This window comes from Flavobacterium sp. ZB4P23 (assembly GCF_003970375.1).
In the GTDB taxonomy this organism is placed as follows: Bacteria; Bacteroidota; Bacteroidia; order Flavobacteriales; family Flavobacteriaceae; genus Flavobacterium.
The window spans coordinates 91,624-117,744 of record NZ_RYDK01000004.1; the positions used below are offsets into that span (position 1 = coordinate 91,624).

At 35.3% G+C, this 26,121-nt stretch carries 23 protein-coding genes; 11 read left to right on the plus strand and 12 right to left on the minus strand.

The annotated features are described in order from the left end of the window. Position 1: 1 nt before the first annotated feature. From EKL99_RS07880 to EKL99_RS07890, 3 genes are all read right to left on the minus strand, one after another. Complete coding sequence (locus EKL99_RS07880; protein ID WP_126576714.1) at positions 2–823, minus strand: undecaprenyl-diphosphate phosphatase; 822 nt, start codon at positions 821–823, stop codon at positions 2–4. A 69-nt stretch (positions 824–892) separates the two neighbouring features. Next, on the minus strand, positions 893–1,135 hold the full coding sequence (locus tag EKL99_RS07885) for a DUF3098 domain-containing protein (protein ID WP_126455479.1): 243 nt from the start codon (positions 1,133–1,135) through the stop codon (positions 893–895). 71 nt (positions 1,136–1,206) lie between these two features. Then, a complete protein-coding gene (locus EKL99_RS07890; protein WP_126516266.1) occupies positions 1,207–2,082 on the minus strand; it encodes an ABC transporter permease in 876 nt (291 codons plus the stop codon). A gap of 273 nt (positions 2,083–2,355) precedes the next feature. Here EKL99_RS07890 and EKL99_RS07895 point away from each other — a divergent pair, with 273 nt between their 5' ends. Next, entirely contained in the window at positions 2,356–5,703 is a 3,348-nt protein-coding gene (locus tag EKL99_RS07895) for a class I tRNA ligase family protein (protein WP_126576715.1), read from the plus strand. Positions 5,704–5,864: 161 nt separating this feature from the next. Next, on the plus strand, positions 5,865–6,551 hold the full coding sequence (locus tag EKL99_RS07900) for a zinc metallopeptidase (RefSeq protein ID WP_197037224.1): 687 nt from the start codon (positions 5,865–5,867) through the stop codon (positions 6,549–6,551). Between the two features lie 167 nt (positions 6,552–6,718). Here EKL99_RS07900 and EKL99_RS07905 read toward each other — a convergent pair whose 3' ends face one another. The 3 genes from EKL99_RS07905 to EKL99_RS07915 all read right to left on the minus strand — a co-directional run bounded on the left by EKL99_RS07905 (position 6,719) and on the right by EKL99_RS07915 (position 8,905). Beyond that, positions 6,719–7,189 carry an Lrp/AsnC ligand binding domain-containing protein gene (locus tag EKL99_RS07905; RefSeq protein ID WP_126457606.1) on the minus strand — a complete coding sequence of 157 codons (471 nt, stop codon included), beginning with the start codon at positions 7,187–7,189 and terminating at the stop codon, positions 6,719–6,721. A gap of 281 nt (positions 7,190–7,470) precedes the next feature. Further along, positions 7,471–8,220 (minus strand): uroporphyrinogen-III synthase, encoded by a 750-nt coding sequence (locus tag EKL99_RS07910; protein ID WP_126457605.1) that lies wholly within the window; start codon positions 8,218–8,220, stop codon positions 7,471–7,473. 13 nt (positions 8,221–8,233) lie between these two features. Then, positions 8,234–8,905, minus strand: a complete 672-nt coding sequence (locus EKL99_RS07915) for a DUF4271 domain-containing protein (protein ID WP_126457604.1) — start codon at positions 8,903–8,905, stop codon at positions 8,234–8,236. 103 nt (positions 8,906–9,008) lie between these two features. On the opposite strand from EKL99_RS07915, the gene EKL99_RS07920 reads away from it, so the two are divergent. Genes EKL99_RS07920 through EKL99_RS07930 form a run of 3 tightly spaced genes read left to right on the plus strand, consistent with a single transcriptional unit; the run spans position 9,009 to position 11,542 of the window. Continuing rightward, complete coding sequence (locus EKL99_RS07920) at positions 9,009–9,734, plus strand: polyprenol monophosphomannose synthase (protein WP_126576716.1); 726 nt, start codon at positions 9,009–9,011, stop codon at positions 9,732–9,734. A 12-nt stretch (positions 9,735–9,746) separates the two neighbouring features. Beyond that, the gene (locus EKL99_RS07925; protein WP_126576717.1) at positions 9,747–11,087 is read left to right on the plus strand and encodes a dihydroorotase; all 1,341 of its coding nucleotides are present in this window, start codon (positions 9,747–9,749) and stop codon (positions 11,085–11,087) included. An 11-nt stretch (positions 11,088–11,098) separates the two neighbouring features. Further along, positions 11,099–11,542 carry a DUF4296 domain-containing protein gene (locus EKL99_RS07930; protein WP_126561444.1) on the plus strand — a complete coding sequence of 148 codons (444 nt, stop codon included), beginning with the start codon at positions 11,099–11,101 and terminating at the stop codon, positions 11,540–11,542. Here EKL99_RS07930 and EKL99_RS07935 read toward each other — a convergent pair. Further along, positions 11,539–12,540 carry an NAD-dependent epimerase/dehydratase family protein gene (locus EKL99_RS07935; protein ID WP_126576718.1) on the minus strand — a complete coding sequence of 334 codons (1,002 nt, stop codon included), beginning with the start codon at positions 12,538–12,540 and terminating at the stop codon, positions 11,539–11,541. The genes EKL99_RS07930 and EKL99_RS07935 overlap by 4 nt on opposite strands. Positions 12,541–12,636: 96 nt before the next feature. On the opposite strand from EKL99_RS07935, the gene tyrS reads away from it, so the two are divergent. Genes tyrS through EKL99_RS07950 form a run of 3 tightly spaced genes read left to right on the plus strand, consistent with a single transcriptional unit; the run spans position 12,637 to position 14,428 of the window. After that, on the plus strand, positions 12,637–13,935 hold the full coding sequence (gene tyrS / locus EKL99_RS07940; protein WP_126576719.1) for a tyrosine--tRNA ligase: 1,299 nt from the start codon (positions 12,637–12,639) through the stop codon (positions 13,933–13,935). Positions 13,936–13,967: 32 nt separating this feature from the next. After that, complete coding sequence (locus EKL99_RS07945) at positions 13,968–14,174, plus strand: hypothetical protein (protein WP_126457598.1); 207 nt, start codon at positions 13,968–13,970, stop codon at positions 14,172–14,174. Further along, complete coding sequence (locus EKL99_RS07950) at positions 14,174–14,428, plus strand: type II toxin-antitoxin system RelE/ParE family toxin (RefSeq protein ID WP_126553988.1); 255 nt, start codon at positions 14,174–14,176, stop codon at positions 14,426–14,428. The genes EKL99_RS07945 and EKL99_RS07950 overlap by 1 nt, the downstream gene beginning before the upstream one ends. 51 nt (positions 14,429–14,479) lie before the next feature. On the opposite strand, the gene EKL99_RS07955 is transcribed toward EKL99_RS07950, so the two are convergent. The 4 genes from EKL99_RS07955 to EKL99_RS07970 all read right to left on the minus strand — a co-directional run bounded on the left by EKL99_RS07955 (position 14,480) and on the right by EKL99_RS07970 (position 20,345). Continuing rightward, complete coding sequence (locus EKL99_RS07955; protein WP_197037225.1) at positions 14,480–15,586, minus strand: acyl transferase; 1,107 nt, start codon at positions 15,584–15,586, stop codon at positions 14,480–14,482. 143 nt (positions 15,587–15,729) lie between these two features. Next, positions 15,730–16,068 carry a T9SS type A sorting domain-containing protein gene (locus EKL99_RS07960; RefSeq protein ID WP_126561447.1) on the minus strand — a complete coding sequence of 113 codons (339 nt, stop codon included), beginning with the start codon at positions 16,066–16,068 and terminating at the stop codon, positions 15,730–15,732. 106 nt (positions 16,069–16,174) lie between these two features. After that, positions 16,175–17,386, minus strand: coding sequence for a hypothetical protein (locus EKL99_RS07965; RefSeq protein ID WP_126576720.1), 1,212 nt, complete (start codon positions 17,384–17,386; stop codon positions 16,175–16,177). 178 nt (positions 17,387–17,564) lie between these two features. Continuing rightward, entirely contained in the window at positions 17,565–20,345 is a 2,781-nt protein-coding gene (locus EKL99_RS07970) for a TonB-dependent receptor (protein WP_126576721.1), read from the minus strand. 175 nt (positions 20,346–20,520) lie between these two features. On the opposite strand from EKL99_RS07970, the gene EKL99_RS07975 reads away from it, so the two are divergent. The 3 genes from EKL99_RS07975 to EKL99_RS07985 all read left to right on the plus strand — a co-directional run bounded on the left by EKL99_RS07975 (position 20,521) and on the right by EKL99_RS07985 (position 24,880). Next, entirely contained in the window at positions 20,521–21,204 is a 684-nt protein-coding gene (locus tag EKL99_RS07975) for a response regulator transcription factor (RefSeq protein WP_126455532.1), read from the plus strand. After that, positions 21,205–22,257, plus strand: coding sequence for a cell wall metabolism sensor histidine kinase WalK (locus tag EKL99_RS07980; RefSeq protein WP_126457593.1), 1,053 nt, complete (start codon positions 21,205–21,207; stop codon positions 22,255–22,257). Between the two features lie 361 nt (positions 22,258–22,618). Then, positions 22,619–24,880 (plus strand): inorganic phosphate transporter, encoded by a 2,262-nt coding sequence (locus tag EKL99_RS07985; protein ID WP_126576722.1) that lies wholly within the window; start codon positions 22,619–22,621, stop codon positions 24,878–24,880. Between the two features lie 71 nt (positions 24,881–24,951). Here EKL99_RS07985 and EKL99_RS07990 read toward each other — a convergent pair whose 3' ends face one another. After that, positions 24,952–26,043, minus strand: a complete 1,092-nt coding sequence (locus tag EKL99_RS07990) for a glycosyltransferase (RefSeq protein ID WP_126567713.1) — start codon at positions 26,041–26,043, stop codon at positions 24,952–24,954. Between the last annotated feature and the right edge of the window lie 78 nt (positions 26,044–26,121).

Sequence of the window (26,121 nt, forward strand, 5' to 3'; positions counted from 1 at the left end):
ATTATTTAGAATATGAAAAGTAGATCAATAAAAAGACACCTACAATTATTCGGTACCAGCCCCATGGTTTGAAACCATATTTTTTGATAATTTCAATAAAAAATTTAATTGCTATAATGGCAACGATAAAAGCCACGACATTACCAATCAGGAATAATTGGATGTTTTCGTTAGACTTTAAAATCAATTCATAGCCTTTCATTTGTGAAGTTTCGTAGGTTTTCAAGAACACAGAATAGCATGTTACCGCCATCATTGTTGGCACGGCCAAAAAGAAAGAGAATTCTGCCGCAGCATGCCGCGTTAATCCTTGTTGCATTCCCCCAATTATCGAGGCAGCGGAACGACTTGTCCCCGGCATCATGGCTAAACATTGCCAGAAACCAATAATTACAGCTTTTTTTACAGTAATATCTTCTTCTTGAATGACAGTGGGGCTTTGAAAACGACTGTCAATAAAAAGCAGAATTACACCTCCTATAATCAATACGATCGCAATAGGAATAGGATCTCCAAGAACGGCTTCAATCGTTTCGTCAAATAACTTTCCTAAAACCAGTGCTGGAATAACGGCATAAATGAGTTTGAGATAAAATTTGATGGCGATACTTCTGGAGGAAAAATCAAAAAATTTCTTCCAATATAAAGCTACAACGGCTAAAATGGCTCCGAACTGAATAGAAACCTGAAAAAGCTTCACAAAACCATCTTCTTGAATTCCAAAATAGGAACTTAGGAAAACCATGTGGGCTGTGGATGAAACGGGAAGATATTCTGTTAATCCTTCGATTATGGCAATTAAAAAAGCTTGTAATGTATTCATTATAGCGTGATCAGTGTTCTGTTTTTAGTAGTCTATTAATCAGTATTGTAACTTATAATTCGTCACTGTTTATTGTTTTTTTGGGCTTTTGAGAATGGCATATATAGTTATGCCAAAACCAATTAAAACAGTTGTTGGCGCAAGTCGAATTCTTCTAAAATTGAAGATGTCTTCGCTAAATACATTTGGATCATCACTTCCTCCGCCGGCCATTAGAACAAATCCCAAGGCAATTACACCAATCCCGATTAAGAGAATTTTATAATTTATTTTGTCAAAAAGAAATTCTGGTTTGTGGTTGTTGTTTTCCATTTTATGAGATTGATTTAAACGCTGAATGGTGAGAATTTGAGTAAACAAATAGCCAAATCAACGAATAAAAATTAATATAAATCGTCCGTTCTTAAATTCAAGAACCGTTGTGTTGCAAAATGCGTGCTTAACCAGGTAATTAAAATACCAATTCCTAGAACACTCAATAAAACAAGTCCAATTAATGCTTTGTCTTCTAATATGCCAAGATTTGGAAAACTGGTTTCTATATAAATCAGTACACCAGTCAAGGCTATTATGGCTAAAAAAGCTCCAATCATGCCCAGTTTTATACTTCGCATTACAAAAGGTTTTCTGATAAATGATTTGGTAGCACCTACCATTTGCATGGTCTTAATGATGAATCTGTTAGAATGTATGGACAAACGCAGCGAACTATTGATCAGTAATACGGCAATAAAAGACAAAAAACCGCTGATTATCAAAATCCACATGCTTACTTTTTTGATGTTGTCGTTCACCAGATTTACTAATTGTTTGTCATACACAATATCGGAAATCATAGCGTTTTTGCGTAAGCTAGCTTCGATTTTTGTGATGCTGTCTTTTATTACATAATCTCCTTTCAGGTGAATGTCATACGAATTTTGCAACGGGTTTTCTCCCAGAAATACCAGGAAATCCTCCCCTATAATATCGGTATGTTGTTTTGCAGCAGCTTCTTTGGTTACATAATCGTATGATTTTACAAAGTGACTTGCTTTTAATTCAGTTCCAAAAGCTTTTAATACCGTGTCATTGGCTTCGTTTTTGAAAAAAACGGTCATAGCAATATTTTCCTTGAAATCGTTCGCTAATTTTTTAGAATTTATAATGAAAAGACCCAATATTCCCAACAGAAATAAAACCAAGAATACACTTAGCACTACTGAGAAATAAGAGGAAATTAAACGGCGTTTTTGAAAATTATCAAAGGAAGAACTCATAGTTTACTGAAATTATTGGGTAAAAATAACAAAGAATTTCTTTATTTAAAGTTAATAACGCTCAAAGTTTCAACTTTCGTACAATAAACGTAAATTTGCGACCTAAAAATAGTCATCGTAATAAAAGGTAGAACCTCAGTTGCTCATTTGTTCAGAACCTTATAAAAAGGACTTGAGTGCGCGACAGCATGACTCCATTAAAAAACAATAAAAAAGAGGAATGACTTGAGTGCGCGACAGCATGACTCCATTAAAAAACAATAAAAAAGAGGAATGAAATACAATCCGAACGAAATAGAAGCCAAATGGCAGCAATATTGGTTAGAAAACGAAACATTTAAAGCTGAAAATAACGCAACAAAACCTAAATATTACGTACTGGATATGTTTCCTTATCCATCTGGAGCAGGATTGCACGTAGGACATCCGCTGGGATACATTGCCTCTGACGTGTATTCCAGATACAAAAGACACCAAGGTTTTAACGTGTTGCATCCTATGGGCTATGACAGTTTTGGTTTGCCTGCTGAGCAATATGCCATACAGACTGGTCAGCGTCCTGAGGATACTACTTCGGTAAATATTGACGGCGGAACGGATAAAGAAGGAAATAAAATTGCAGGATACAGAAAGCAATTGGACAAAATTGGATTCTCTTTCGACTGGAGTCGAGAAGTGCGTACTTCAAATCCCGATTATTACAAACACACACAATGGATTTTCATTCAATTATTCAATTCATGGTACAATAAAAACAGCGACAAAGCCGAAGATATTTCGACTTTGGTTTCGATTTTCCAAAAAGAAGGAAATGCAAATGTCAATGCGGTTTGCGATGAAAATAGTGAAGTTTTTTTAGCAAATGAATGGAACGCTTTCGCAAAAGAGCAACAGGAGCGAATTTTATTGCAATACAGATTGACCTATTTGGCCGAGACTGAAGTAAACTGGTGTCCGGGATTGGGAACGGTTTTAGCAAATGACGAAATCGTAAATGGTGTTTCAGAGCGTGGCGGTTTTACAGTGGTGCGCAAGAAAATGACACAATGGAGCATGCGAATTTCGGCTTATGCAGAACGTTTACTGCAAGGCTTAAACGATATTGACTGGAGCGAAAGCATTAAGGAAAGTCAGAGAAACTGGATTGGGAAAAGTGTTGGGGCGATGGTAACCTTTAATCTCCTCCCCTCAGCCGCCTCCAAAAGAGGGGGAGCCGAGCCTGGGTACATGACAGGGGATTCTCAGAATGCTAAACATTTATTGGTTAATGCCAAGGAAATGCGAAAAGAACCAACATTTGCTGAAGCGTTATTGTGGGATGCTGTTCGGAATAAAAAATTAGACAGTAAGTTTAGAAGACAACATTTAATTGGTAATTATATTGCTGATTTTGTTTGTTTGGAAAGTAGATTGGTTGTTGAAGTTGATGGAGAATATCATAATACTCCTGAACAAATAGAACTTGATGAAGAAAGGACTTTTGAATTAGAACAAAAACACAGATTCAAAGTTATTCGATTTTCAAATGATGAGGTAAAAAAAGATATTGAAGCAGTTTTGTCTAAAATTCAAACTGAATTAAATAATAGAAAACGAGAAGATATTACGAATTCAGCTTCGGCTCCCTCCCCTTCGGGGAGGGTTGGGGTGGGGATTTTCACCACTCGGCCCGACACCATCTTTGGAGTTACATTCATGACTTTGGCTCCAGAGCATCCTTTGGTTCAAGAAATAACAACTGAGGAACAAAAAGCGGCAGTCAATGCATATATCGAAAAAACGTCAAAACGTTCTGAAAGAGAACGTATGGCTGATGTCAAAACCATTTCTGGAGTATTTACTGGTGCTTACGTAGAGCATCCTTTTACGAAAGAACCAATTCCGGTTTGGATTGGGGATTATGTTTTGGCAGGTTACGGGACAGGCGCGGTTATGGCGGTTCCTTGTGGCGACGAAAGAGATTATGCTTTTGCGAATTTCTTCAAAGGTCAAAACGGAATGCAGGAAATCATAAACATTTTCGCGAATGTCGATATTTCTGAGGTTGCATACGGTTCGAAAGACAATGTAATTATCGCCAATTCTGATTTCCTAAACGGACTGACATACAAAGAAGCAACTAAAAAAGCGATAGAAGAATTAGAAAAACTAAACCAAGGAAAAGGAAAAATCAATTACCGTTTGCGTGATGCTGTTTTCTCGCGCCAGCGCTATTGGGGAGAGCCGTTTCCGGTATATTATGTGAATGGCTTGCCGCAAATGATTGCAGCAAAACATTTACCAATCATCTTGCCAGAAGTAGAGAAATACTTACCAACCGAAGACGGGCAACCGCCTTTAGGTAACGCTTTGGTTTGGGCTTGGGACAGTGTAAATAATAAAGTGGTTTCGAATGAGCTTCTCTCCCCTCCTTCGGAGGGGTTGGGGGAGGAAACTATATTTCCATTAGAATTGAACACGATGCCAGGTTGGGCGGGAAGTTCATGGTATTGGATGCGTTATATGGATGCGCAGAACGAAAGCGAATTTGCAAGTAAAGACGCATTGGCATATTGGGAAAGCGTAGATTTATATATTGGCGGAAGCGAACATGCCACCGGACATTTATTGTATTCCCGTTTTTGGAACAAATTCCTAAAAGACAAAGGTTTTGCACCAACTGAAGAACCGTTCAAAAAATTGATCAATCAAGGGATGATTTTGGGAATGAGTGCGTTTGTGTATAGATTAGACGGAACAAATACGTATGTTTCTAAAAATAAAATCGGTGGACAAAACGTGCAGCCAATTCATGTTGATGTTTCAATGGTTAATTCTTCTGATGAATTAGATATTGAAAGATTCAAAGCTTGGAGAGAAGATTATGCAGATGCGGAATTTATTTTAGATGAAAACGGAAAATTCATTGTAGGTCGCGAAATCGAAAAAATGTCGAAATCCAAATACAATGTAGTAACGCCAGACGATATTTGTAACGAATATGGAGCTGATACATTGCGTTTGTATGAAATGTTCTTAGGACCATTGGAACAAGCAAAGCCTTGGAATACAGCAGGAATATCAGGAGTTTTTGGTTTCTTGAAAAAATTATGGCGTTTGTATCATACTGGACCAGACGACTCTTTCTACGTTTCTGACTCCCCTTCTTCGGAGGGGTTGGGGGAGAATCTAAAATCATTGCACAAAACTATCAAAAAAGTGGCAGAAGATATCGAAGGTTTTTCATTTAATACTTCGGTTTCACAATTTATGATTTGTGTGAATGAATTGTCAACGCAGAATTGTCATTCTCGTGCAATCTTGGAGCCTTTAGCGATTGTGATTTCGCCGTATGCACCACACATCGCCGAAGAATTATGGTCGTTGCTAGGAAATAAAGGTTCGATTACAACAGTTGCTTTTCCTGTTTTTGAAGCTAAATATTTAGTAGAAAGAGAAAAGGAATATCCGGTTTCTTTCAATGGAAAAATGCGTTTCACGATGGTTTTGCCTTTGGATTTAACCAAGGAGCAAATCGAGAAAATTGTAATGAAAGATGAAAGAACCATCAAACAATTAGAAGGAAGAACGCCAAACAAGGTAATAATTGTTCCGGGAAAAATTATTAATTTAGTGGGGTAAATTTTTAACAAACATACTAATCCGTATAAATCTGCGCATATCCTTTTCATCCGCGTAATCTGCGTTCCATTTTTAGGAATGCCAAATTGACGCAATAAAAAAATGGTTCAGATTTTGATAATTCTTTTGTAACTTTAAATAATAAATTAAAAAACAAAAATATGGGAATGGGTTATTTGATTCTTGCCGGAGCAATCATGCTTTTCAGCTGGTTAGTTAGTTCAAGACTAAAAAGCAAATTTGAATATTATTCTAAATTGCAATTGCAAAACGGAATGTCCGGTGCTGAAATCGCCGAGAAAATGCTTGCCGATAACGGGATTCGTGATGTACGAGTAATCTCTACACCGGGACGTTTGACGGATCATTATAATCCATCTGACAAAACTGTGAATTTAAGCGAGGCCGTTTACAACCAAAGAAATGCGGCAGCGGCAGCTGTTGCGGCTCACGAATGTGGACATGCGGTGCAACACGCTGTAGGGTATCAGTGGCTGACAATGCGATCTAAATTAGTGCCGGTGGTAAATGTAGCCTCTACGTATATGCAGTGGATCTTGCTAGGAGGAATCTTGATGATGAAGACTTTTCCGCAATTACTACTGGTGGGAATTATCATTTTTGCAGCAACTACTTTATTCTCTATAGTTACTTTGCCGGTCGAATATGATGCGAGTAATCGGGCGTTGGCTTGGTTAGAAAACAAAAGAATGCTGACACAGCAAGAACAAGCGGGAGCCAAAGATTCGCTTAAATGGGCTGCTAGAACGTATGTTGTGGCTGCTTTAGGATCCATCGCGACACTCTTGTATTATGTTTCGATTTATATGGGAGGAAGAAGGAATTAGATGTTTGCTAAAAAAATACAAATCCGTCTTGTGTAAGAACAAGACGGATTTTTTTGCCTCTATTTCATCTCGACGGAGAAGAAATCTCATCAAGTTATTCGGAGTGTATGATTTATCCTACGCAGAAATAACAAAGTTCATGGAGTCACAAAGGGATAAAAGTGGTGCTACAATTGAATTTGTCTTTCAATTTGTTGGTCCAGAGAAATAAAAGTTTCTGTTCTGGAAACGCCTTCTATCGCTTGGATTTTGGTATTGAGTAATTGCATTAAATGTTCGTTATCTCGACAAATTATTTTAATAAGAATAGACCAGTTTCCTGTCGTATAATGGCATTCTAGTACTTCAGGAATTTTTTTTAGATCACGTACCGCCTCTGGATTTCTAGCCGCTTTGTCCAGATAAATTCCAACAAAAGCCATCGTGTTATAGCCCAAAATTTTATTGTTTACCGTAAATTTTGATCCCGAAATAACGCCGGATTGTTCCAGTTTTCGCAAACGTTGATGAATCGCAGCTCCGGAAATTCCAATTTTATTGGCGATTTGAAGAATTGGCTTTCGGGCATCTTCCATCAAGTCGCGCAAGATTTCTTTATCGATACCGTCAATTTCTACTACTAGTGAATTGATTTTCATAGGTTGTTGTTTTAAACTAAACTATTAAATTTAGTTTGAATTGAAAATCAAATTTAAAAAAAAAACGATTAAATTTAGTATTTGTTGAGTTTTATGTGATATTGAGCGCAGTCTGGATGCTAAAATGATTTTCGATTGTGCTCGAACTGACAGTAGTACTAATTTATATGTATCAGTAATACACGATAAAGAACCACAACGGAATTTTAGATTTTGTATTATCAAAAAAGCCATTCGGATTGCGAATGGCTTTTTTTGATTTTATTTCGAAAAGTAATTTTTTATTTTCCTTTGTTGGCTTCCATAACATATTTCTCTAAAGCCATTGTCATCGAGGGAGTTTCCGGGGTTGGCGCAAGAATATCGATTCTTAAGCCATGATCCAAAGCTTCTTTTTGGGTGGTACTGCCAAAAACAGCAATTCGAGTATTGTTTTGTTCAAATTCCGGAAAATTCATGAACAATGATTTTATTCCGGTTGGACTAAAGAAGGCCAAAACATCATAATATACATCGGCTAAATCAGACAAATCGCTCATCACTGTTTTGTAAAAAATAGCGGGAGTCCAGTCTACTTTTAAGGCGTCCAGCGTTATTGGAGCATCCGCATTGAGTTGATCTGAAGCAGGTAATAAGAATTTTTCGTCTTTGTATTTTTTAATCAGTGGGGATAAATCGGCAAAGTCTTTTGGTCCAACGTAAATTTTCCGTTTTCGATATACCACATATTTTTGCAGGTAAAAAGCGACTGCTTCTGATTGGCAGAAATATTTTAATCCCTCGGGTACTTTAAATCGCATTTCTTCGGCCACTCTGAAAAAGTGGTCTACTGCATTTCTACTGGTTAAAATAATTGCGGTGTAATGATTAAGATCAATTTTTTGAAGGCGGATCTCTTTAGCATTAACTCCTTCTACATGAATAAAAGGCCTGAAATCAATTTTTACTTTATGCTTTTGTTGAAGTTCAAAGTATGGGGAATTTTCCACTTTAGGCTCTGGTTGTGATACCAAAATTGTTTTCACTTTCATATTTTAACGTTTTCTAAGCACTCCCTTTTGTGAACCAATAATACATGAAATAATAGGGAGCTATTTCGAGAGCGCAAAGATATAAAATAAAATAAAACAACTTACCGATTATTAAATTTTGATAATTTTTTATTGAAATAAAATAAGTTATAACATTGATTGTCAATATAATGCCTATAATTAATAATGGAATATTTATTGAGATTGTGTCGTTATAAAACAAAATAATATTGAATGGCAGTATGATTAATCCAATATAGGTCCTGTAAGTTACCTTTTGAAGGTTGAACTGCTCCATAAATTCTTCAATATTGAATGAGGTTGCAATTATTTTTTCGATTAAATACTTTGCTAAAACGAAGAAGATCAAGAACGTAAATATTTGAATATAAAGCAACCAGTCCGTTTTTGAAACAGGGCCAAAATAGCTCAATGCAATTTGGATGAAGAACGCAAGGGAGATGATTTGAACCAAAAATAAAGCAACAGTGAATCCGCTTTTGAGATGACTGCTGTCACGGTATACTTTGGTGTATTTATTGGAGAAAATAAGGTTCGCAAAATCACCAAAACGATTTTCGAAAATGGATCTAGTAATAGCAATAATAGCAAATGACAGCACAAAAAGTACGGTCGCCCAGTCTTTGTTCTCTGTTATTCTTGGATGAAGTATGGTTTCTATCATAACGGGGTAAAATTACTAATTTTTATACCATTCTTTTTATTATAATTTTATTAAGGATCAAATGGCATAAAAAGTTTACTTTTGCGGTGAAATTAGCCTAAATATGAATGATTGTATTGTTATAATTCCTACCTATAACGAAATTGAAAATATTGAAAGTATTATCCGATCGGTGCTTTCGCAACACAAACCCTTTCATGTGCTTATTATTGATGATAATTCACCAGATCACACTGCTGATAAGGTTGTTTTGCTTCAGAGAGAATTTGGAGGCAGGTTGTTTTTAGAAAAAAGAAATAAGAAATCAGGTTTAGGTACAGCTTATGTGCATGGATTCAGATGGGCATTGGAGCGCCGATATGAATATGTTTTTGAAATGGATGCCGATTTTTCTCATAATCCCAATGATTTAGAAAAATTGTACAGTGCCTGTCATTTTGGGGATGCTGATTTAGCAATTGGATCTAGATATGTAACCGGTGTCAATGTGGTGAACTGGCCTTTAAGCCGGGTGCTAATGTCATATTTTGCCTCTGTTTATGTGCGCATGATTACCGGAATGAAAATTCATGATGCTACCGCTGGGTTTGTCTGTTACAAAAGAAAAGTTTTAGAAGAAATCCATTTAAATTCCATTAAATTCGTTGGGTATGCCTTTCAAATTGAAATGAAATATAGAACATATTGTAAGAATTTTCAAATCGTAGAGGTTCCAATTATTTTCACTGATAGAACCAAGGGGCAATCCAAAATGAGTAATTCAATAATTATTGAAGCCGTTTTTGGAGTTATTTCGCTTAGATTAAAAAGACTTTTCAATACATTATAAGAAAAAAATACGATGAACAGGGTTTTAATAAAGAATGCCAAAATAGTAAATGAAGGAGTCATTTTTGAAGGTGATTTGTTAATTGAGAATGACCTTATTGTTGAAATTGCAGAAAGCATCAGCGCTAAATCCTCTGAATGTAAAATCATTGATGCCGAGGGAAATTATTTAATTCCCGGAGCCATTGATGATCAGGTGCATTTTAGAGAACCAGGACTCACGCACAAAGGCGACATCGAATCCGAATCTAAGGCCGCAATTGCAGGGGGAATTACGTCCTTTATTGAACAGCCGAACACGGTTCCGAATGCGGTTACCCAAGAAATATTAGAACAAAAATACGAGTTGGCTGCCCAAAAATCGTATGCGAATTATTCGTTTATGATGGGTGCAACCAATGATAATTTAGAAGAGGTTCTAAAAACAAATCCAAAGAATGTTGCCGGAATCAAAATATTTTTAGGATCCTCAACCGGAAATATGCTGGTGGATAATGAAGCCACTTTAGAAAAAATATTTTCCAGTACACCACTGCTTATCGCGGTACATTGCGAGGATGAAACGACTATCCAAAATAATTTAGCAAAATACAAAGCAGAGTATGGAGAAGATGTTCCCATTACCGCACATCACCTGATCCGCAGTGAGGAAGCGTGTTATATTTCGTCTTCCAAAGCGGTTGCGCTGGCGAAGAAAACAGGAGCGCGTTTGCATGTTTTTCACCTTTCAACTGCTAAAGAAATGGATTTGTTTACCAATAAAATTCCATTGGAAGACAAGAAAATCACAGCTGAGGTTTGTATCCATCATTTGTGGTTTACCAATGATGATTATGCAACCAAAGGCAATCTGATCAAGTGGAATCCCGCGGTAAAAACTGTGAATGACCGGAAAGTGCTTTGGGAAGCCTTGCTGGATGATAGAATCGATGTGATTGCCACAGATCATGCGCCACACACATTAAAAGAAAAAAAACAATCGTATTTGAATGCGCCTTCCGGTGGGCCTCTGGTTCAACACGCTGTTGTGGCTATGTTTGAAGCCTTTCATCAAGGTAAAATTAGCGTGGAGAAAATTGTGGAAAAAATGTGTCATAATCCGGCAAAGATTTTCAAAATAGAAAAACGTGGTTTCATTAAAGAAGGCTATTATGCGGATTTAGTGATCGTAAATTCAGGTTTGCCGTGGAGTGTTAAGAAAGAAAATATTATGGCTAAATGTGGGTGGTCACCATTTGAAGGTTTTACTTTTAAGTCCAGAATTACCCATACTTTTGTAAATGGACAATTAGTATATAACGCATTTAAGGTAAAAGACATTCGTGTGGGCAAACGGTTGTTGTTTGAAAGATAAATTTTTGATAAATGAAAAAAATTATAGCATTTTTAGCGATCGGGACTCTCTTATTAGGTTGTAAAGAGGAAGTAGTCAAAAAACCGGAACGGCTTATTGATAAAGACGTTATGATAAATGTGATGTATGATTTGTCTGTTTTAGAAGCGATAAAATACCAAAATCCAGCCTCCCTGGACACGTTCAAAATAAATCCTACACAATATATTTATAAAAAATATAAAATTGACAGCCTGCAGTTTGCCAAAAGTAATATTTATTATGCGTCCGATTATGAGGGTTACAAAGTGATGTTTGAGCAAATGACCCAACGATTGGAGGATAACAAAAAACAAGTTGATTCTTTACTTACCATAGATAAAAAGAAAAAGAAATCCCTTCTTTTGAAAAAGAAAAAAACGCCTGTAATTGTTAAGGATACTTCGCGATTAAAACAGAATGAAGCGCCCTTTTAAAGCGCTGAAATGTCTTTTATGTAGTCGGTGATATTTGTAAAATCTGTTTTTAATCTGTTTTTAATCTTTTCATTGGAATACCTGTTTTTCGAGTAGGAAGCTTTTGCGGTAGCGTGCGATAATTTTCTCTTTTGTTGAAAAATAGTAGAAACGCACCAATCCAATCTCCAGAGAATTTCCATGAAAAAGGGTTTTGTATGAGTTTCAGGTCGTTTCACGCCCAATGCATCCGCCATAGTATTCAGGATGTCCCGGTAAACACTGTTTTCTGCAATCAAGGTAAAGCGTTCATTCTTGATTTCGCTTTGCATCAATTGATGCGCAATTCGGACCACATCAGTAACGGCAACAAATCCGGTTGAACCTAGCGTGTAAAATTGCAATCCCTTTTTTACTTTCGTAAAAAGTTGTCCGCTTCCTTGCTCCCAATCCCGAAACTTCGGGACAGGCCCGAGAATGATGCCTGGATTTACAATTATCACATCTAAACCTTCTTGTTGTCCGCGCCAGATTTCCATTTCGGCACCATATTTAGAAATAGCATAATCAGTATGGTACTTTTCCGGATTCCATTCGGTTTCTTCGGTGATGAATTTTTCATGAGGCAGCAAATCACCCAAAGTGGCAATGGAACTTACAAAACACAGTTTTTTTATTTTATAAGCGATACAAAAATTCACAATATTTGCGGTGCCTTCAATGTTTGTTTTTCGCAAAGCATCTTCATCTTTTGGATCAAAGGAAATCAAAGCGGCACAATGGTAGACGGAATCAATATTCTGGAAGGCGATTTCTAACGAAGGGATTTCGGTAATATCTGCGGGAATCCATTCGATTTGCTCGAATAACGATTCCTTTTTGTAGATGGCAAATAGGGATTTCGTTTTCTCCATCGAGGCGGCACTTCGATAAATAGCACGTACTTTTTCTCCATTTTCAATTAAATGAAGCAATAAATGCGTGCCTACTAAACCCGTTCCTCCTGTGACTAAAATCATGCTACGAAAATACGAATAATTTTTTTCGAATAACCTATTAAACAAATAACCGAATCCACAATAAATTTTATCTTTGTGGAAATTGATTTTTATACAATGAAAAATATTATTTCCGAATTACAATGGCGCGGCTTAGTTCACGACATCATGCCTGGAACCGAAGAGCAACTTCTAAAAGAAATGACAACTACATATATAGGATTTGATCCAACATCGGATTCCTTACATATTGGAAGCTTAGTACCTATAATTCTTTTGGTTCACTTGAAAAATTTCGGACATAAACCGATTGCATTAGTGGGTGGAGCAACAGGAATGATAGGGGATCCATCTGGGAAATCGGATGAGAGAAATCTCTTGGATGAAGCGACTTTAAATTATAATGTGGAGGGGATAAAAAGTGTTTTATCTCGTTTTTTAGATTTTAATTCAAGCGAAATAAATGCGCCAGTTCTGGTAAATAATTACGATTGGATGAAGAATTTGTCATTCATTAATTTTGCTCGTGACGTGGGCAAACGAATCACGGTGAATTACATGATGGCCAAAGATTCTGTAAAGAAAAGATTGTCCGGTGAAGGCGAAGGAATGTCTTTTACGGAGTTTACGTACCAATTAATTCAAGGATATGATTTTTACCATTTGCACAAAGAATACAATTGTTTGTTGCAAATGGGAGGTTCTGATCAATGGGGAAATATTACAACTGGAACTGAATTAGTGCGTCGGATGAATGTAGGTGAAGAGGCCAAAGCATACGCGATGACTTGTCCGTTAATCACAAAAGCGGACGGAACCAAGTTTGGAAAATCCGAAGGAGGAAATGTTTGGTTGACGGCTGATAAAACATCGGTTTATAAATTTTATCAGTTTTGGTTGAATACCACCGATGTGGATGCGGAAAAATACATTAAGATTTTTACTTTTTTAGATGCAGCAACAATAGACGCATTAATAGTAGAGCATAAAACGGCACCGCATTTAAGAGTCTTGCAAAGAAGATTGGCCGAAGAGCTTACCGTTTTTGTGCATTCCAAAGAAGACTTAGAAAATGCCATAAAAGCATCGAATATTTTGTTCGGAAATTCCACTTCAGATGATTTGAAGCAATTGAACGAAGCTACTTTCTTAGATGTTTTTGATGGTGTTCCTCAAGCAGAAATCAGCAGAGCCGAGATTGAATCAGGAATCAATATTGTTGATGTTCTAAACGAAAAAACAGGATTTCTAAAATCGAATGGCGAAGCAAGACGCGCTTTGACAGCTAATTCTATTTCAGTAAATAAAGAAAAAGTAACCGAAGAATTCTCGCTTTCGAACAAAGATTTAATCAACAATCAATTTGTATTATTGCAAAGCGGTAAGAAAAATTATTTTGTGCTTCGGGTTAAATAATTGTATAACTTTACTTGAAATAACGAAAAGCTATGGAAACTCAATTTTTAACTGACGAAAAAGGAAATAGAACCGCAGTTGTATTGCCTATCAAGAAATATAATAAATTGATTGAAAAATTGGAAGATTTAGAAGATGTACGTCTTTATGATGAAGCCAAAAAAGAGGATGACGGTTATCGAATTTCTATAGACGAAGCTTTTAAAATTATTGAAGAAAAGCGCAAATTAGCGAAGTAATGGCTTATGCTATCGAATTTCGAAATAAAGTTTTGAAAGCTTTAATCAAAATTAATGAGCCTCACTATTCAGCAATCAAAAAGCAAATCTATGATTTAGCTGAAAATCCACGGCCGCAAGGGTATAGAAAATTGAAAGGAAGAAAAGGATATAGAATTCGTGTTGGAGATTACAGAATTATTTATGAAATTTTCGATGATATTTTGCTAATTGATGTTATCGACTTAGGTCACAGAAAAGATATTTATGAATAATTTTGCTCGTTAATTTGGTTAACCGATGAAATAAATTAACGATTAACCTTTTTACAAGACCATCAAATTACAACCTCGAATATCAGAATTATCAAAACGTCCCAATACTTCAAAAGAGTTGTTGGGATTTTTTTTGCCCAAATCCTGCGTAGCAATAAAGGAACAGGAATTGATGTTAGCTAAATCAATCACGTTGATACCGCCCGTTTTTCCGTCTGGAATGTAGGTCAAAGCATCTTCGGTATCGCGAACAAGGATTTGCATCCAAGATGGGCATTCAAATACGCCGTTTCCTAAGGAATACGCTTGCGAAAGCAACTCGGTCATTCCATATTCAGAATGTATGGCTGAAACGCCAAATCCTTTACACAATTGTTCGTGTAGTTCTTCTCGAATCATTTCTTTACGTTTTCCTTTCATGCCGCCTGTTTCCATGATAATGGTGTGCTGCAGTTGAAACGAATGTTTTTTTTCTGAAAGTTCAGTTTTTTGCCCAAGGTCATCAATAGCCTTCTTTTTTTTATCTGAAAAAGAACTTTTTTCGTTGAAGGTTTCAATTAAGTCCAATAAAGCAAAAGTAACCCCAATCAGGATTACATTTTGACCCGCTAGATCTAAAGCGATAAGTTTGGCAATCAGTTCGTCGTGATTGTGCAGGTAAAAACCACTCTCAGGATGATTGGAAAGTTCAATTAAATCCTTGACCATGTAAATTAAGGAAGATCCTTCCCGTTCCAGATAGGAAGGAAGCAAGGCCAAAACAACATAATCTTCAATATTGCCATAAAATTCGGAAAACCCTTTGCGGTAACTTTCTTCATACAGAGTGACGTCCGTAACTAAATGTTTGCTAGTTATGGGAATTACTTTTTTATCCAAATTTCCCCCTTTATGGGCTACGGGGCTTGTGGTTCCGCTGCTGGTAAAAGTTTCCTGAATGGGATTGGTATTCGAAACCACTTCATGACTCTTAAAAAACTGAATCGGTAAAAATGGAATTTGTTGTAGCGATTTTACTTTGTGAGGATCTGTTTTTAAAAAATCGCAAAATTCCTGATAGACCAAGTTGTTTTCGTATTGGAAACGAAACACTTTCAAAGCAATTTTCTCAAACTGTTTTTGACTGGAAATGGCAAATATATCGGAAGATGTGATCAATATTTTTTTTGCAAAAGTAATCAAAAATTTAAAGGCAAACCAATAACGGAATGGTATAAACTTGAATCTGGGAGTTGATTTGGTTTAAGCATTATACAAAAAAGCCCCAACAGGATTGGAGCTTTTCTGATGTATTTTTGAAATTATCGGATGATTAATTTTCTGGTCGCTGATGCTTCTTTTTCATTGATCTTGATGATGTAAACACCAGAGGTTAGATTAGAGACATTTAGTTCTTTTGAGCTCAATATGGTTTGAAGTACTTTTTTTCCTAAAACATCAAAGATGATAATTTCTTTATCAAAATCGTTTTTTGTAGAAATGTACACTCTACCATTACTCACAGGGTTCGGGTACAAGCTTAATCCTTCAATTGAGACGTTTTCTTGTGTCTTTGGTTGTTGCTTAGTTTCCTGAGCACTAATGCCAAGGGAAAATAAAAAAACCAATAAAGTAATAGTATAAAAGTAGTTTTTTGCCATTAGATTAATTTGAATAGTAAATATACAAAATATATTTCAAAAAGCATACCAAAAAAAAACATCCTGAATTTTCAGGATGTTTGATATAAATCGATTGGATTGTTAATTACAAATTCCCTAACAAATTAACGCCATCAACAATTGCCCATGTTCCAGGAGTTAATGCCGCTCCAGTTGCTGAAGTGCTTGTTGTGTAGTTTGCAGATGGGAAAGCTACAGTAAATGTACTTGCACCAGCTCCAGATAATGGAGTATTATCAGAAATTTTAACATTCAACATTTTTATTTTACCTGAAAGAACTTGATTTGTGTTCGTATTGGCATCTTGAATTCTAACGGCAACGGCATTTGTTGTTGTAGTTCCGGAAGTTACAGAATTAGTATATCCTGAAATTACGACATTAGAATATTCTCCGTTTCCTTCTTTTTTAAATTGGATTGCATCTATTTCTGTAGGATTGCCAGACTCAGTTACAGTTCCAGCGGCTCTTCTTAAAGTGATGTTTGATACTTTAGGACCAAATGAATTATTTACACTTTTCGATTCGATTTCCATTCCGAAATTTCCAGCTCCAGTTTGATAAGCATACCAGTTAGTATTTGCTTGACCTTGCCATCCATCTTGCCAGTCAAAAGAATCATCTGTATTGCCGTATGAAATAAGATTTTTAGCACTTACTGTTCCTCCATAAAATTCAAAACCATCATCGGCTCCTTTATAAGCAACAAGGTTTTCTAAAACTGTTCCGGAACCTACTGAATAAAATGAAAATCCATTCATCTCAGAATTTCCATCAAGAATCTTTTTACCAGCGTATTCTACTCGTACATATTTTAATGAACCACCATTATGTGATGCATTTGTACCTCCGTAAACAATATTTGTACCATCCTCAGAAGTTGCTGTTGTAATCGGAGTTCCATCACTTGTTTTTCCTGATACAATTGGAGCATCACCAAACATGATAATACCACCCCAAGAACCTGCAGTTTTTGATTTTTCAGTAAAGACAACAGGCTCTGCAGCTGTGCCTGAAATATTTAATTTTCCTCCATTTTCTACTAATAGAGCATCAGAACCATCCGTAACGTCAGCAGTAATTACTGAGCCCGCTTCAAAAGTTAGTGTTGCACCACTTTTAATTCTTACGGCTCCAATCAATTTGTAAGTACCTTTAGTGTAGGTTTTTGATGTTGTAACGTCACCTGTGATATCGCCTGTTGCAGTTGGTGTAGTTGTTACTGTTTCATTATCACTTGATGTGCAACTTGTAAAAACCAAGGTAAGTAATGCAAGACTAAATACTAATTTTTTCATTTTTAATAATTTAAAATTATAAGTTTTTTTGTTTATTATTTTAATCAAAATTACTCTAGAGTTTTTGTAATTTAGTTATGTAATTGTTACTAAAGTATTATATAACAATCAATTTGATGTAAAGTTTACGTTACTATAAAAACCAAAAAAAGAGCCGTTACAGCTCTTTTTTTGGTTTTTAAAACGTATACCCTATAGTAAAGGAGAACCCAACACCCTTTTTGAATTCTCTTAAAACTAGAGAGTCTTCAGTAATGTTCAAAGTGCTTTTCCTTCCTAACTCTTTTTTATAGCTTGGATTTAGTATATTGTCTATTCCAAATTTAAGTTCAATACTTTTAGAAATAGAATTTGTCCAGACAAAATCTAATTTACTAAAAGATTTCTCGTAGATATGATCAATTCCTGAAGAACCTACAGCAAAGATTCTATCTCCATAAACGTTATACACTAAGGTCATAGAGTTTTTCCAATCTTTGTTAAGAATGAAATCATACTTTAAATCAGAATTAATTAACCAGCTTGAAGCACCTTGTAATTTACGGTTGGTACTGTTTTCTAATTCATTTCCTTGTTTTTTAAGATCAATTTTAACATCAGTACTCATTAATGATGTGTTGAAACCTAGAGAGAAATTAGAAAGCGATTCGTTTATTCTGCTCAATTGGATTAGCATTTCTATTTCGGCACCATAAATAACGGCTTGCTGCGAGTTTTTAAAAGTAGTAATCTGACCACCACTATTCGCAGTAGGTTTGAATACTCTTTCAATTGGATTATTAATCATTTTTCCAAATACTCCTATTGCAAACATTTCTTTATTATTAGGAAATAATTCGTATTTAAAATCTACATTGTAGTTTTCGCTATCCTTCAAATCTTTATTTCCACTTTCAGAGGTTCCGTCAGCATTAATGTAATTTATTGGCAACAACTCCACAGCTACAGGTCTAGTGATTGTTTTTGCTAATGAAAGTCTAAGGTTGCTGTTTTCATTCAAAATACGTTTTGCATTTACTGATGGTAAGATATCAAGTTTGTCATCAGTTTTTTTGCGATAAGCGCTTCCAAAAGGATCGCCTTGCTCTCTATATTTTATTTCACGAGTAGAGCTTTCTGCTCTAATTCCAGCATTTAAATCCCATTTTTCTCCAATATTCATGAACAAATTGAAGTATCCCGCATTAACGAACTGATTTAATTTGACTTTATAATCACCATTGGATTCCTCTTTAACATATACAATTCCATTGTTTATGTCTTGATTAATATTCTCACTAACAGTGTTGACATTTGCAGTGTAAGGTTGTGTATTAGTTCTGCTTTTCCCTGAAAAGAAGCGATAAGTAGACTGCATGTCATTTAGGGAGCTATTATATCCTATTGATAATTTATTGGATTCTTCTTCATTTCCAAATTTTAAATTATATTCTAAGAGAGACGAATAATAAAAGTTTCCTTTTACGTCTAGATATTGACGGTTTAAATTATTACCACCGTATATCATGTCAATTTGATTGTCATTTATTCGTCCTGTAATGAATTTTCGGTCGGGCTGTTGGAATGAAGTCTTTACATAAGAACCTCCAGCTTTAAGGGAATGTTTGCCATCTTCAGTTAACTTATAGTCTCCAAATAATTGTGTATTCCAATACTTAGATTCCTCATATTGGTTCATTCGTATTAGATTATCAGTAATATTGGCAGCGCTATTAACATATCCTATTTGATCTTGAATTTTACTGTCAGTCGCTTTAATTAAAAAAGTATTGAAGTTTAAGTTGAATCGGTTTGTTTTGTATTTCATTCCAGCTAATCCAGAAAAAGTAGTCTGATAACTATATTGCTTGTTGTATAAATTATTATCGTAATTACTCTGTCCAAGGTTGAAGGTTCTGTCTACACCTTCTCTGTAAGAGTATTTATTATCAAAATTGAAAGACATAATGTAACTTATATTACTTTCGTTTTTAAGATTGAATTTTTGAGCATGTAAAAATCCAATGCTTGAATTCAAGGGGCTTTTAGTATTGTTAACGTCCCATGATTTTTTACCAAAACCATTTTCATATTCTGAAGGAGAAAGTTCTGCACCGTTAGGAATAGAACCAAAAGCACTAGGAAGTGCTCTGTCATTCCCAAGCATTCCTAAAGACCCTTTAGTAGAATTTGCATCATTGGACAGCAAAAATGCTTCAAGATTGTTGTTTGTGGTATAACCAAAACCAATATTCAATTTTGTGATATTTTTCGGCTGAGGTGTTTCAATATTGACAGTCGCTCCAGCAAAATCTCCTGAAATATTAGGATTGAATGTTTTGTATACATTTAAAACTCCTACAACGTCAGTAGGAAATAAATCCAAAGGAATAATTTTTTTGAAAGGACTATTAGAAGGGGATTGTAGATCGTTTATCAACAAGTTATTATAACGGTCTTCTAAACCTCTAATAAATAAACCTCTTCCGTCTACTTTTGTAATTCCGGTAATTTTCGTTAATCCTTCCTCGACATCGCTTACCCCTTTACGAGCCATTTCTTGTGAACCGATACTTTGTTTTATCACGACCGCTTGTTTTTGATCTAATAAAAGAGCGGTTTCCTTTTCTCTATTTACAGTAGATCGCACCACTACATCTTCTAGTTTGTAGCTTCCGGAACCTAAAGTTTTGTTTAATGTTACAGTTTGATTAGCAACTACCGTTACAGGAACTTCTACAGATTCATATCCTACAAAACTAAACTGTAAAGTATATTTTCCGGGAAGTATTGTTATGGCATATTTACCATCAATATCAGTATTTGTTCCTATATTAGTTCCTTTAATGAGAACGTTAGCAAATGGTAATGATTGGTTGTTAGAATCCTTATCTGTCAAGATACCTGCTATAGTTCCTTTGTTCTGTGAAAAAGAAACAGCGGTTATAAATAACGTTAAAAATAATAATTTGAATTTCATCTGGTTTAAATTTTTTGCAAAGTAACAGCCGAAATGTAAAATGTAAGTTATTGGTTTGTTATGATTATGTTTTATTTTACATCATAAAGAGGCTTCAATATTAAATTACCGTTAACAGCTTTTCAATAGCTCATTTATGATTACATTTACAATTCAAAATAATTTTTGGTGCTTTATGAAGAAAAAAAATACTAAAATTCTACTAGTAGACGATGAACCGGATATCTTAGAAATTGTAGGGTATAATCTCGCTCAAGAGGGATATCAAATCAGTACTGCCACAAACGGGAAAGAGGCTATAGCAATCGCTAAAAAAGAATTGCCGGACCTAATTATAATGGATGTAATGATGCCGGAAATGGATGGCATGGAAGCTTGCGAGAACATCAGAAAAATACCGGAACTCAGTAATGTAATCATAACTTTTTTAACCGCCAGAAGCGAAGATTACTCTCAAGTTGCGGGCTTTGATGCCGGAGCTGATGATTACATCACTAAACCAATAAAGCCTAAATTATTAGTCAGTAAAGTAAAAGCCTTACTGCGCCGATTAAAAGAAAAAGAACAAAATAGCGAAACTCTTAATGTTGGTGGAATCGAAATCAATCGGGAGGAATACAAAATTGTAAAAGATAATATCGAAATTGCCTTACCCAGAAAAGAATTTGAATTGTTTTATTTATTGGCTTCAAAACCGGGAAAAGTTTTCAAAAGAGATGAAATTCTGGATAAAGTGTGGGGCAATGAAGTAGTTGTTGGTGGTAGAACTATAGATGTTCACATCAGAAAATTACGTGAAAAAATTGGCGAAGAGTTGTTCAAAACAATAAAAGGAGTGGGATATAAGTTTGAAGTATAAATGACAATAAATTTTAAAAAAACATATCGTTTTGCCGTAAAGTCGGCCCTGTATATTACCCTTTTTTCTACTGCATTGGTAAGTTTGCTGATTTACCTTTTTTTTACTTTTTCCTACCAGTTTAGCCTGATTTTTGCCATTTCAATTGCTACTTTTTCATTTATAGTGATTCAATATCGGGTGGAGCGTTTTATTTATAAAAAGGTAAAAAAAATATACGATGACGTTTCTTTATTAGAATCTAGCACCTTCAGAAACCAGCCCATAACCACTGACATGGCGACTCTTACAAGGGAAGTCAAGAAGTTTGCTACTGACAAAAAGCTGGAAATTGAAACCTTAAAAGTTCGGGAGGAATACCGGAGAGAATTTCTAGGTAATGTCTCTCACGAACTAAAAACACCTCTTTTTATGGTTCAGGGCTATCTGTCAACCTTACTTGACGGAGCCATGAATGACAAAACAATCCGAAAAAAATACCTGGAACGCGCCGAAAAAGGAGTCGAAAGACTGATCTACATTGTGCAGGATCTGGACATGATTACCAAACTCGAAATAGGGGATTTGCATCTGGAAATTGTCGAGTTTGACATCGTTAAACTCGTTCAGAATGTATTTGATTTGCTCGAAATGAAAGCATCTAAAAAAGATATTTTGTTGATGTTTGACATGAAATACAACAAACCCGTTATGGTCATTGGAGATCAGGAAAAAATACAACAAGTGGTGATGAACCTTATTGTAAACTCAATTAAATACGGAAAATTAAAGGGCTCTACCGAAGTAAGTATTGAGGATTTGACAGCAGAAAAAGTCATCGTTCGTGTCACCGATAACGGGGAAGGAATTGAGAAAAAAAATATCCCAAGACTTTTTGAACGTTTTTATAGAGTAGATAAAAGCGGAGCAAGAACAGAGGGAGGCTCTGGGCTGGGATTGTCCATAGTAAAACATATTATCGAAGCACATGACGAGAAAATTTATGTAGACAGCACGTATCATGTTGGATCTGAGTTTTCATTTACCCTGGAAAAATCCAAGTCAGGGGAATAAGTACGGCCATCTAAATTCCTTCAGGTCAAATAGAATTAATAATATCCTTTACCTAATAAGCACAATTATTTTAGGATCATTCACTTGTGTTATTGATGTTATTAAGTTGATGTCAAAATAATAATTTAGTAACGGCAGTCTTACTTTCGAGGGTCATATTTGCAAAAGACACCGGAAGTTTGTTGTGGTATATTTATGATGACATCCAATTGTAACCGTACCATCACGATTCTTTTTTGAACTATAAAGCAACACTCAGGCATAAATCATCATGAGGTTGTCGTACAATGAGACAGTTGTTTTGAAGGCCAACTAATTCCATCAGAGCAAACAAAATTTCACCTTTCACTTTAATACAGATATGGAACAAATATATATAGTAATGCTTGTGGTTTTAGGCATTTTGGCAATAATTGATCTAGTTGTCGGGGTTAGTAATGACGCAGTAAATTTCTTAAATTCGGCAATTGGTTCTAAAGCAGTGTCGTTTCGTACTATTATGATTGTGGCCAGTCTAGGTATTTTAGTAGGAGCGCTATTTTCCAGTGGTATGATGGAAATTGCCCGAAGTGGTATTTTTGTTCCCGGCATGTTTAGTTTTAATGATGTTATGATTATTTTCCTGGCCGTAATGATCTCAGATATTATATTATTAGATGTTTTTAACTCAATAGGATTACCAACTTCGACAACAGTATCCATTATTTTTGAACTTTTAGGGGCAGCGCTCTGTTTGGCAGTCTATAAAATTTATGTTTTGGATGATAGTTTTGATGCTTTAAGTGATTATATCAACACTGAAAAAGCATCACAAATTGTTTTTAGTATCCTACTGTCTGTCATTCTTTCTTTCACTCTTGGAAGTTTTGTGCAATATGTTTCTCGACTAATTTTTACTTTTCAATATGAAAAAAGAGTCAAATATATAGGTGCAGTTTTTGGAGGATTAGCCATTACTGCGATTACTTTTTTTATCCTGATTAAAGGATTGAAAGGAGTTTCTTTTATCGATCAAGCTACTCATGTCTGGATAAAAAGCAATCAATTACTGATAATAGGAGTAAATTTTGTTTTTTTTACACTGCTTTCTCAAGTGTTGATGACTTTCTTCAAAATAAATATTCTCCGAGTAATCATCATAGTGGGGACTTTTGCTTTGGCTTTAGCTTTTGCCGGGAATGATTTGGTTAACTTTATCGGCGTTCCTATTGCGGCCTATAATTCCTATGAAATTTTCAATGGTTCAGGAATTTCTGGAGATCAATTTATGATGGGAGCTTTGGCTAATGATAATATTGTGGCGCCATTTTATTTTTTAGTTTTTGCAGGAGTGGTTATGGTTATAACACTTTGGACTTCAAAAAAAGCCAAAACTGTCATCGAGACCGGCCTTAATTTATCCAGACAGGGTGATGGCGTAGAGCGTTTTTCACCCAATATGTTATCCAGATATATTGTGCGATTTGGCGTTTATATCGGACTGGGAATTAATTATTTTTCACCAAAATCAATCCAAATAAAAATTGATAAGCAATTTGAGAAACAGGAAGTCAAAGGAAAAAAAAGAAAGGACGAACCTGCTTTTGATATGGTTCGTGCTGCTGTAAATTTAATGGTAGCCAGCATTTTGATATCGATAGGGACTTCTTTAAAGTTGCCACTTTCTACAACTTATGTTACTTTTATGGTGGCCATGGGAACTTCATTTGCAGATCGAGCTTGGGACCGCGAAAGCGCAGTGTATCGTATTGCAGGGGTTTTTAATGTGATTGGGGGATGGTTTGTAACAGCAATTGTTGCATTTGTTTCGGCCTTTATCTTTGCGTATTTCCTCAAAGTAGGTCAAGTATATGCTTTCATCGGATTGCTGGTTGGATTAGGAATTCTTTTGTATCGAAGTTCAAGAAAGCATACTAAAACCATTAAAGCCCAGCAAGAATTATTGCTCTTGAAAAGAGAAGATATTGTTACCATAAATGAAGTTATTAGGGAGTGTACCATTCAGATTTCCAGAGTGATAAGCGGTTCAAACACGATTTATAGAGAGGTTATCGAAAATCTTAGCCTTCAGGATTTAGGGAAGTTAAAGGAGAATAAAAAAGACCTCAAAAAACTCGAAAAAGAAGTCGATGAATTAAAGAGTAATGTATACTATTTTATAAAGAATCTGGATGAAACCTCGGCAGAGGGCAGTATGTTTTATGTCATGATTTTGGGTTATCTTCAAGACATGATTCAGTCCCTTGGATTCATCTCACAAAACAGCTATGCACATATCAATAACAATCACAAACAATTAAAATTCAATCAAATTAGGGATTTGAAAAGCTTAGACAATAAGCTTGAAAAATTATTTGAAGATATTATTGTTATTTTTCAAGAAGGTTCGTTTGACAAAATTGATGTTCTTTTAGAAACCAAAATGGAGATTTACGATCAAGTATCTAAATTAATTAAAAAACAAATTGAAAGAATTAGAACGGTAGAAACCAGTCCTAAAAACAGCAAGTTGTATTTCGCGTTACTTTTAGAAACTAATGATTTGATAAAAGCAACGATGCACTTACTCGAATTATTCAAAGAATTCAATAGCCATGCTAATTTAAAAGGTACAAATCTGTAATTCAGTAGTGCTTCTTTTTTTGGTAAACATTCAATACTAATCTTAAAAAAACCATTTGAGAGAATGGGTTTTTAGGGGTTAAGGGTACTTATTTTTGTGTTTTGGAAAATATCAAAAAGCGATTTCCAGTCAATATTGCAATGCAAGGTTTGTAAACCACGGTAGGACGCTACTTCACTAAGATTTTCAATTTTGAAATCGTCTTGATTTGCATAGGGAACTAACCCTTCTTTTTTTAGCTTTCTGGCTAAATATTCCTGTTCGTATTGGCCTGGAGTTGGAATAAAAAAAGCCTTTTTACGGAGTTGGGCTAGATCCATAATTGTGGTGTATCCGGAACGGCACAGCACCATTTCACTTTCGTTAAAAGCCTGCTCTAACTGGAAAGAATTCATGTAATTATAATAGGTAACAGGATTGATTTGAGTTACTATTTGTTCGGTTTCAATCTTTCCTTCAATAAATATGACATTCCCGTGGTATCGTGCGATTTCTTTTTTCAGGGAATCCTCCAGCAAGCCGCGCTGAGGTTCTGGTCCGGAAAGAATAATCATTAAATCATATTTTTTTGGGACTAATTTTTTTTGCAATCGACTCAAAGGACCAATGTATCTAATTTTGAGATTTGGATCGTCAACATGTCCCATTTTTCCGGTTAGATTAATTGATCCGGCAAGATCTGGAACCCAGCATTCTGTGTATTTTTTTATAATATGTTGGTGGATCTTACTGGTAATCCAAGTGGTATTGCCAGTCATTACATTCAATTGATGGGTAATAAATACCGAAGGAATTTTTTTGCTGAACACACCCAGTCGGTTGTCGGATATAATCCCGTCTATCCTATATTTTGAGATCCATTTTTTAATTATTTTTTTTTCTTCCCAAATTGCTTCAAGCATTTTTGGGCTATTTTTTAATAATTTCCATTTAAAGTGAGCTCCATTTTTTGCATATTCTATCTGGTAGGATGGCAGTTCCAGCGTTTGTACAGTAGGGAATTCCTTTTTTAGCAAAGCCAATGCAATTCCATCAGAAGCAATTATAGGAATGTAGTTGTTCTCTAATAAGGCCTTAATAATTGGAATACAACGTGTAGCATGGCCTAAGCCCCAGTTTAATGGCGCAATCAAAATAGTTTGTTGGTTGGCATTCAAATCCATGTGGCTCTGTAGTTTAGTGGTTTAAATTTGAAAGATAGACAATGAACGTGTATTTAATATTGCGAGGGCATTACCAAA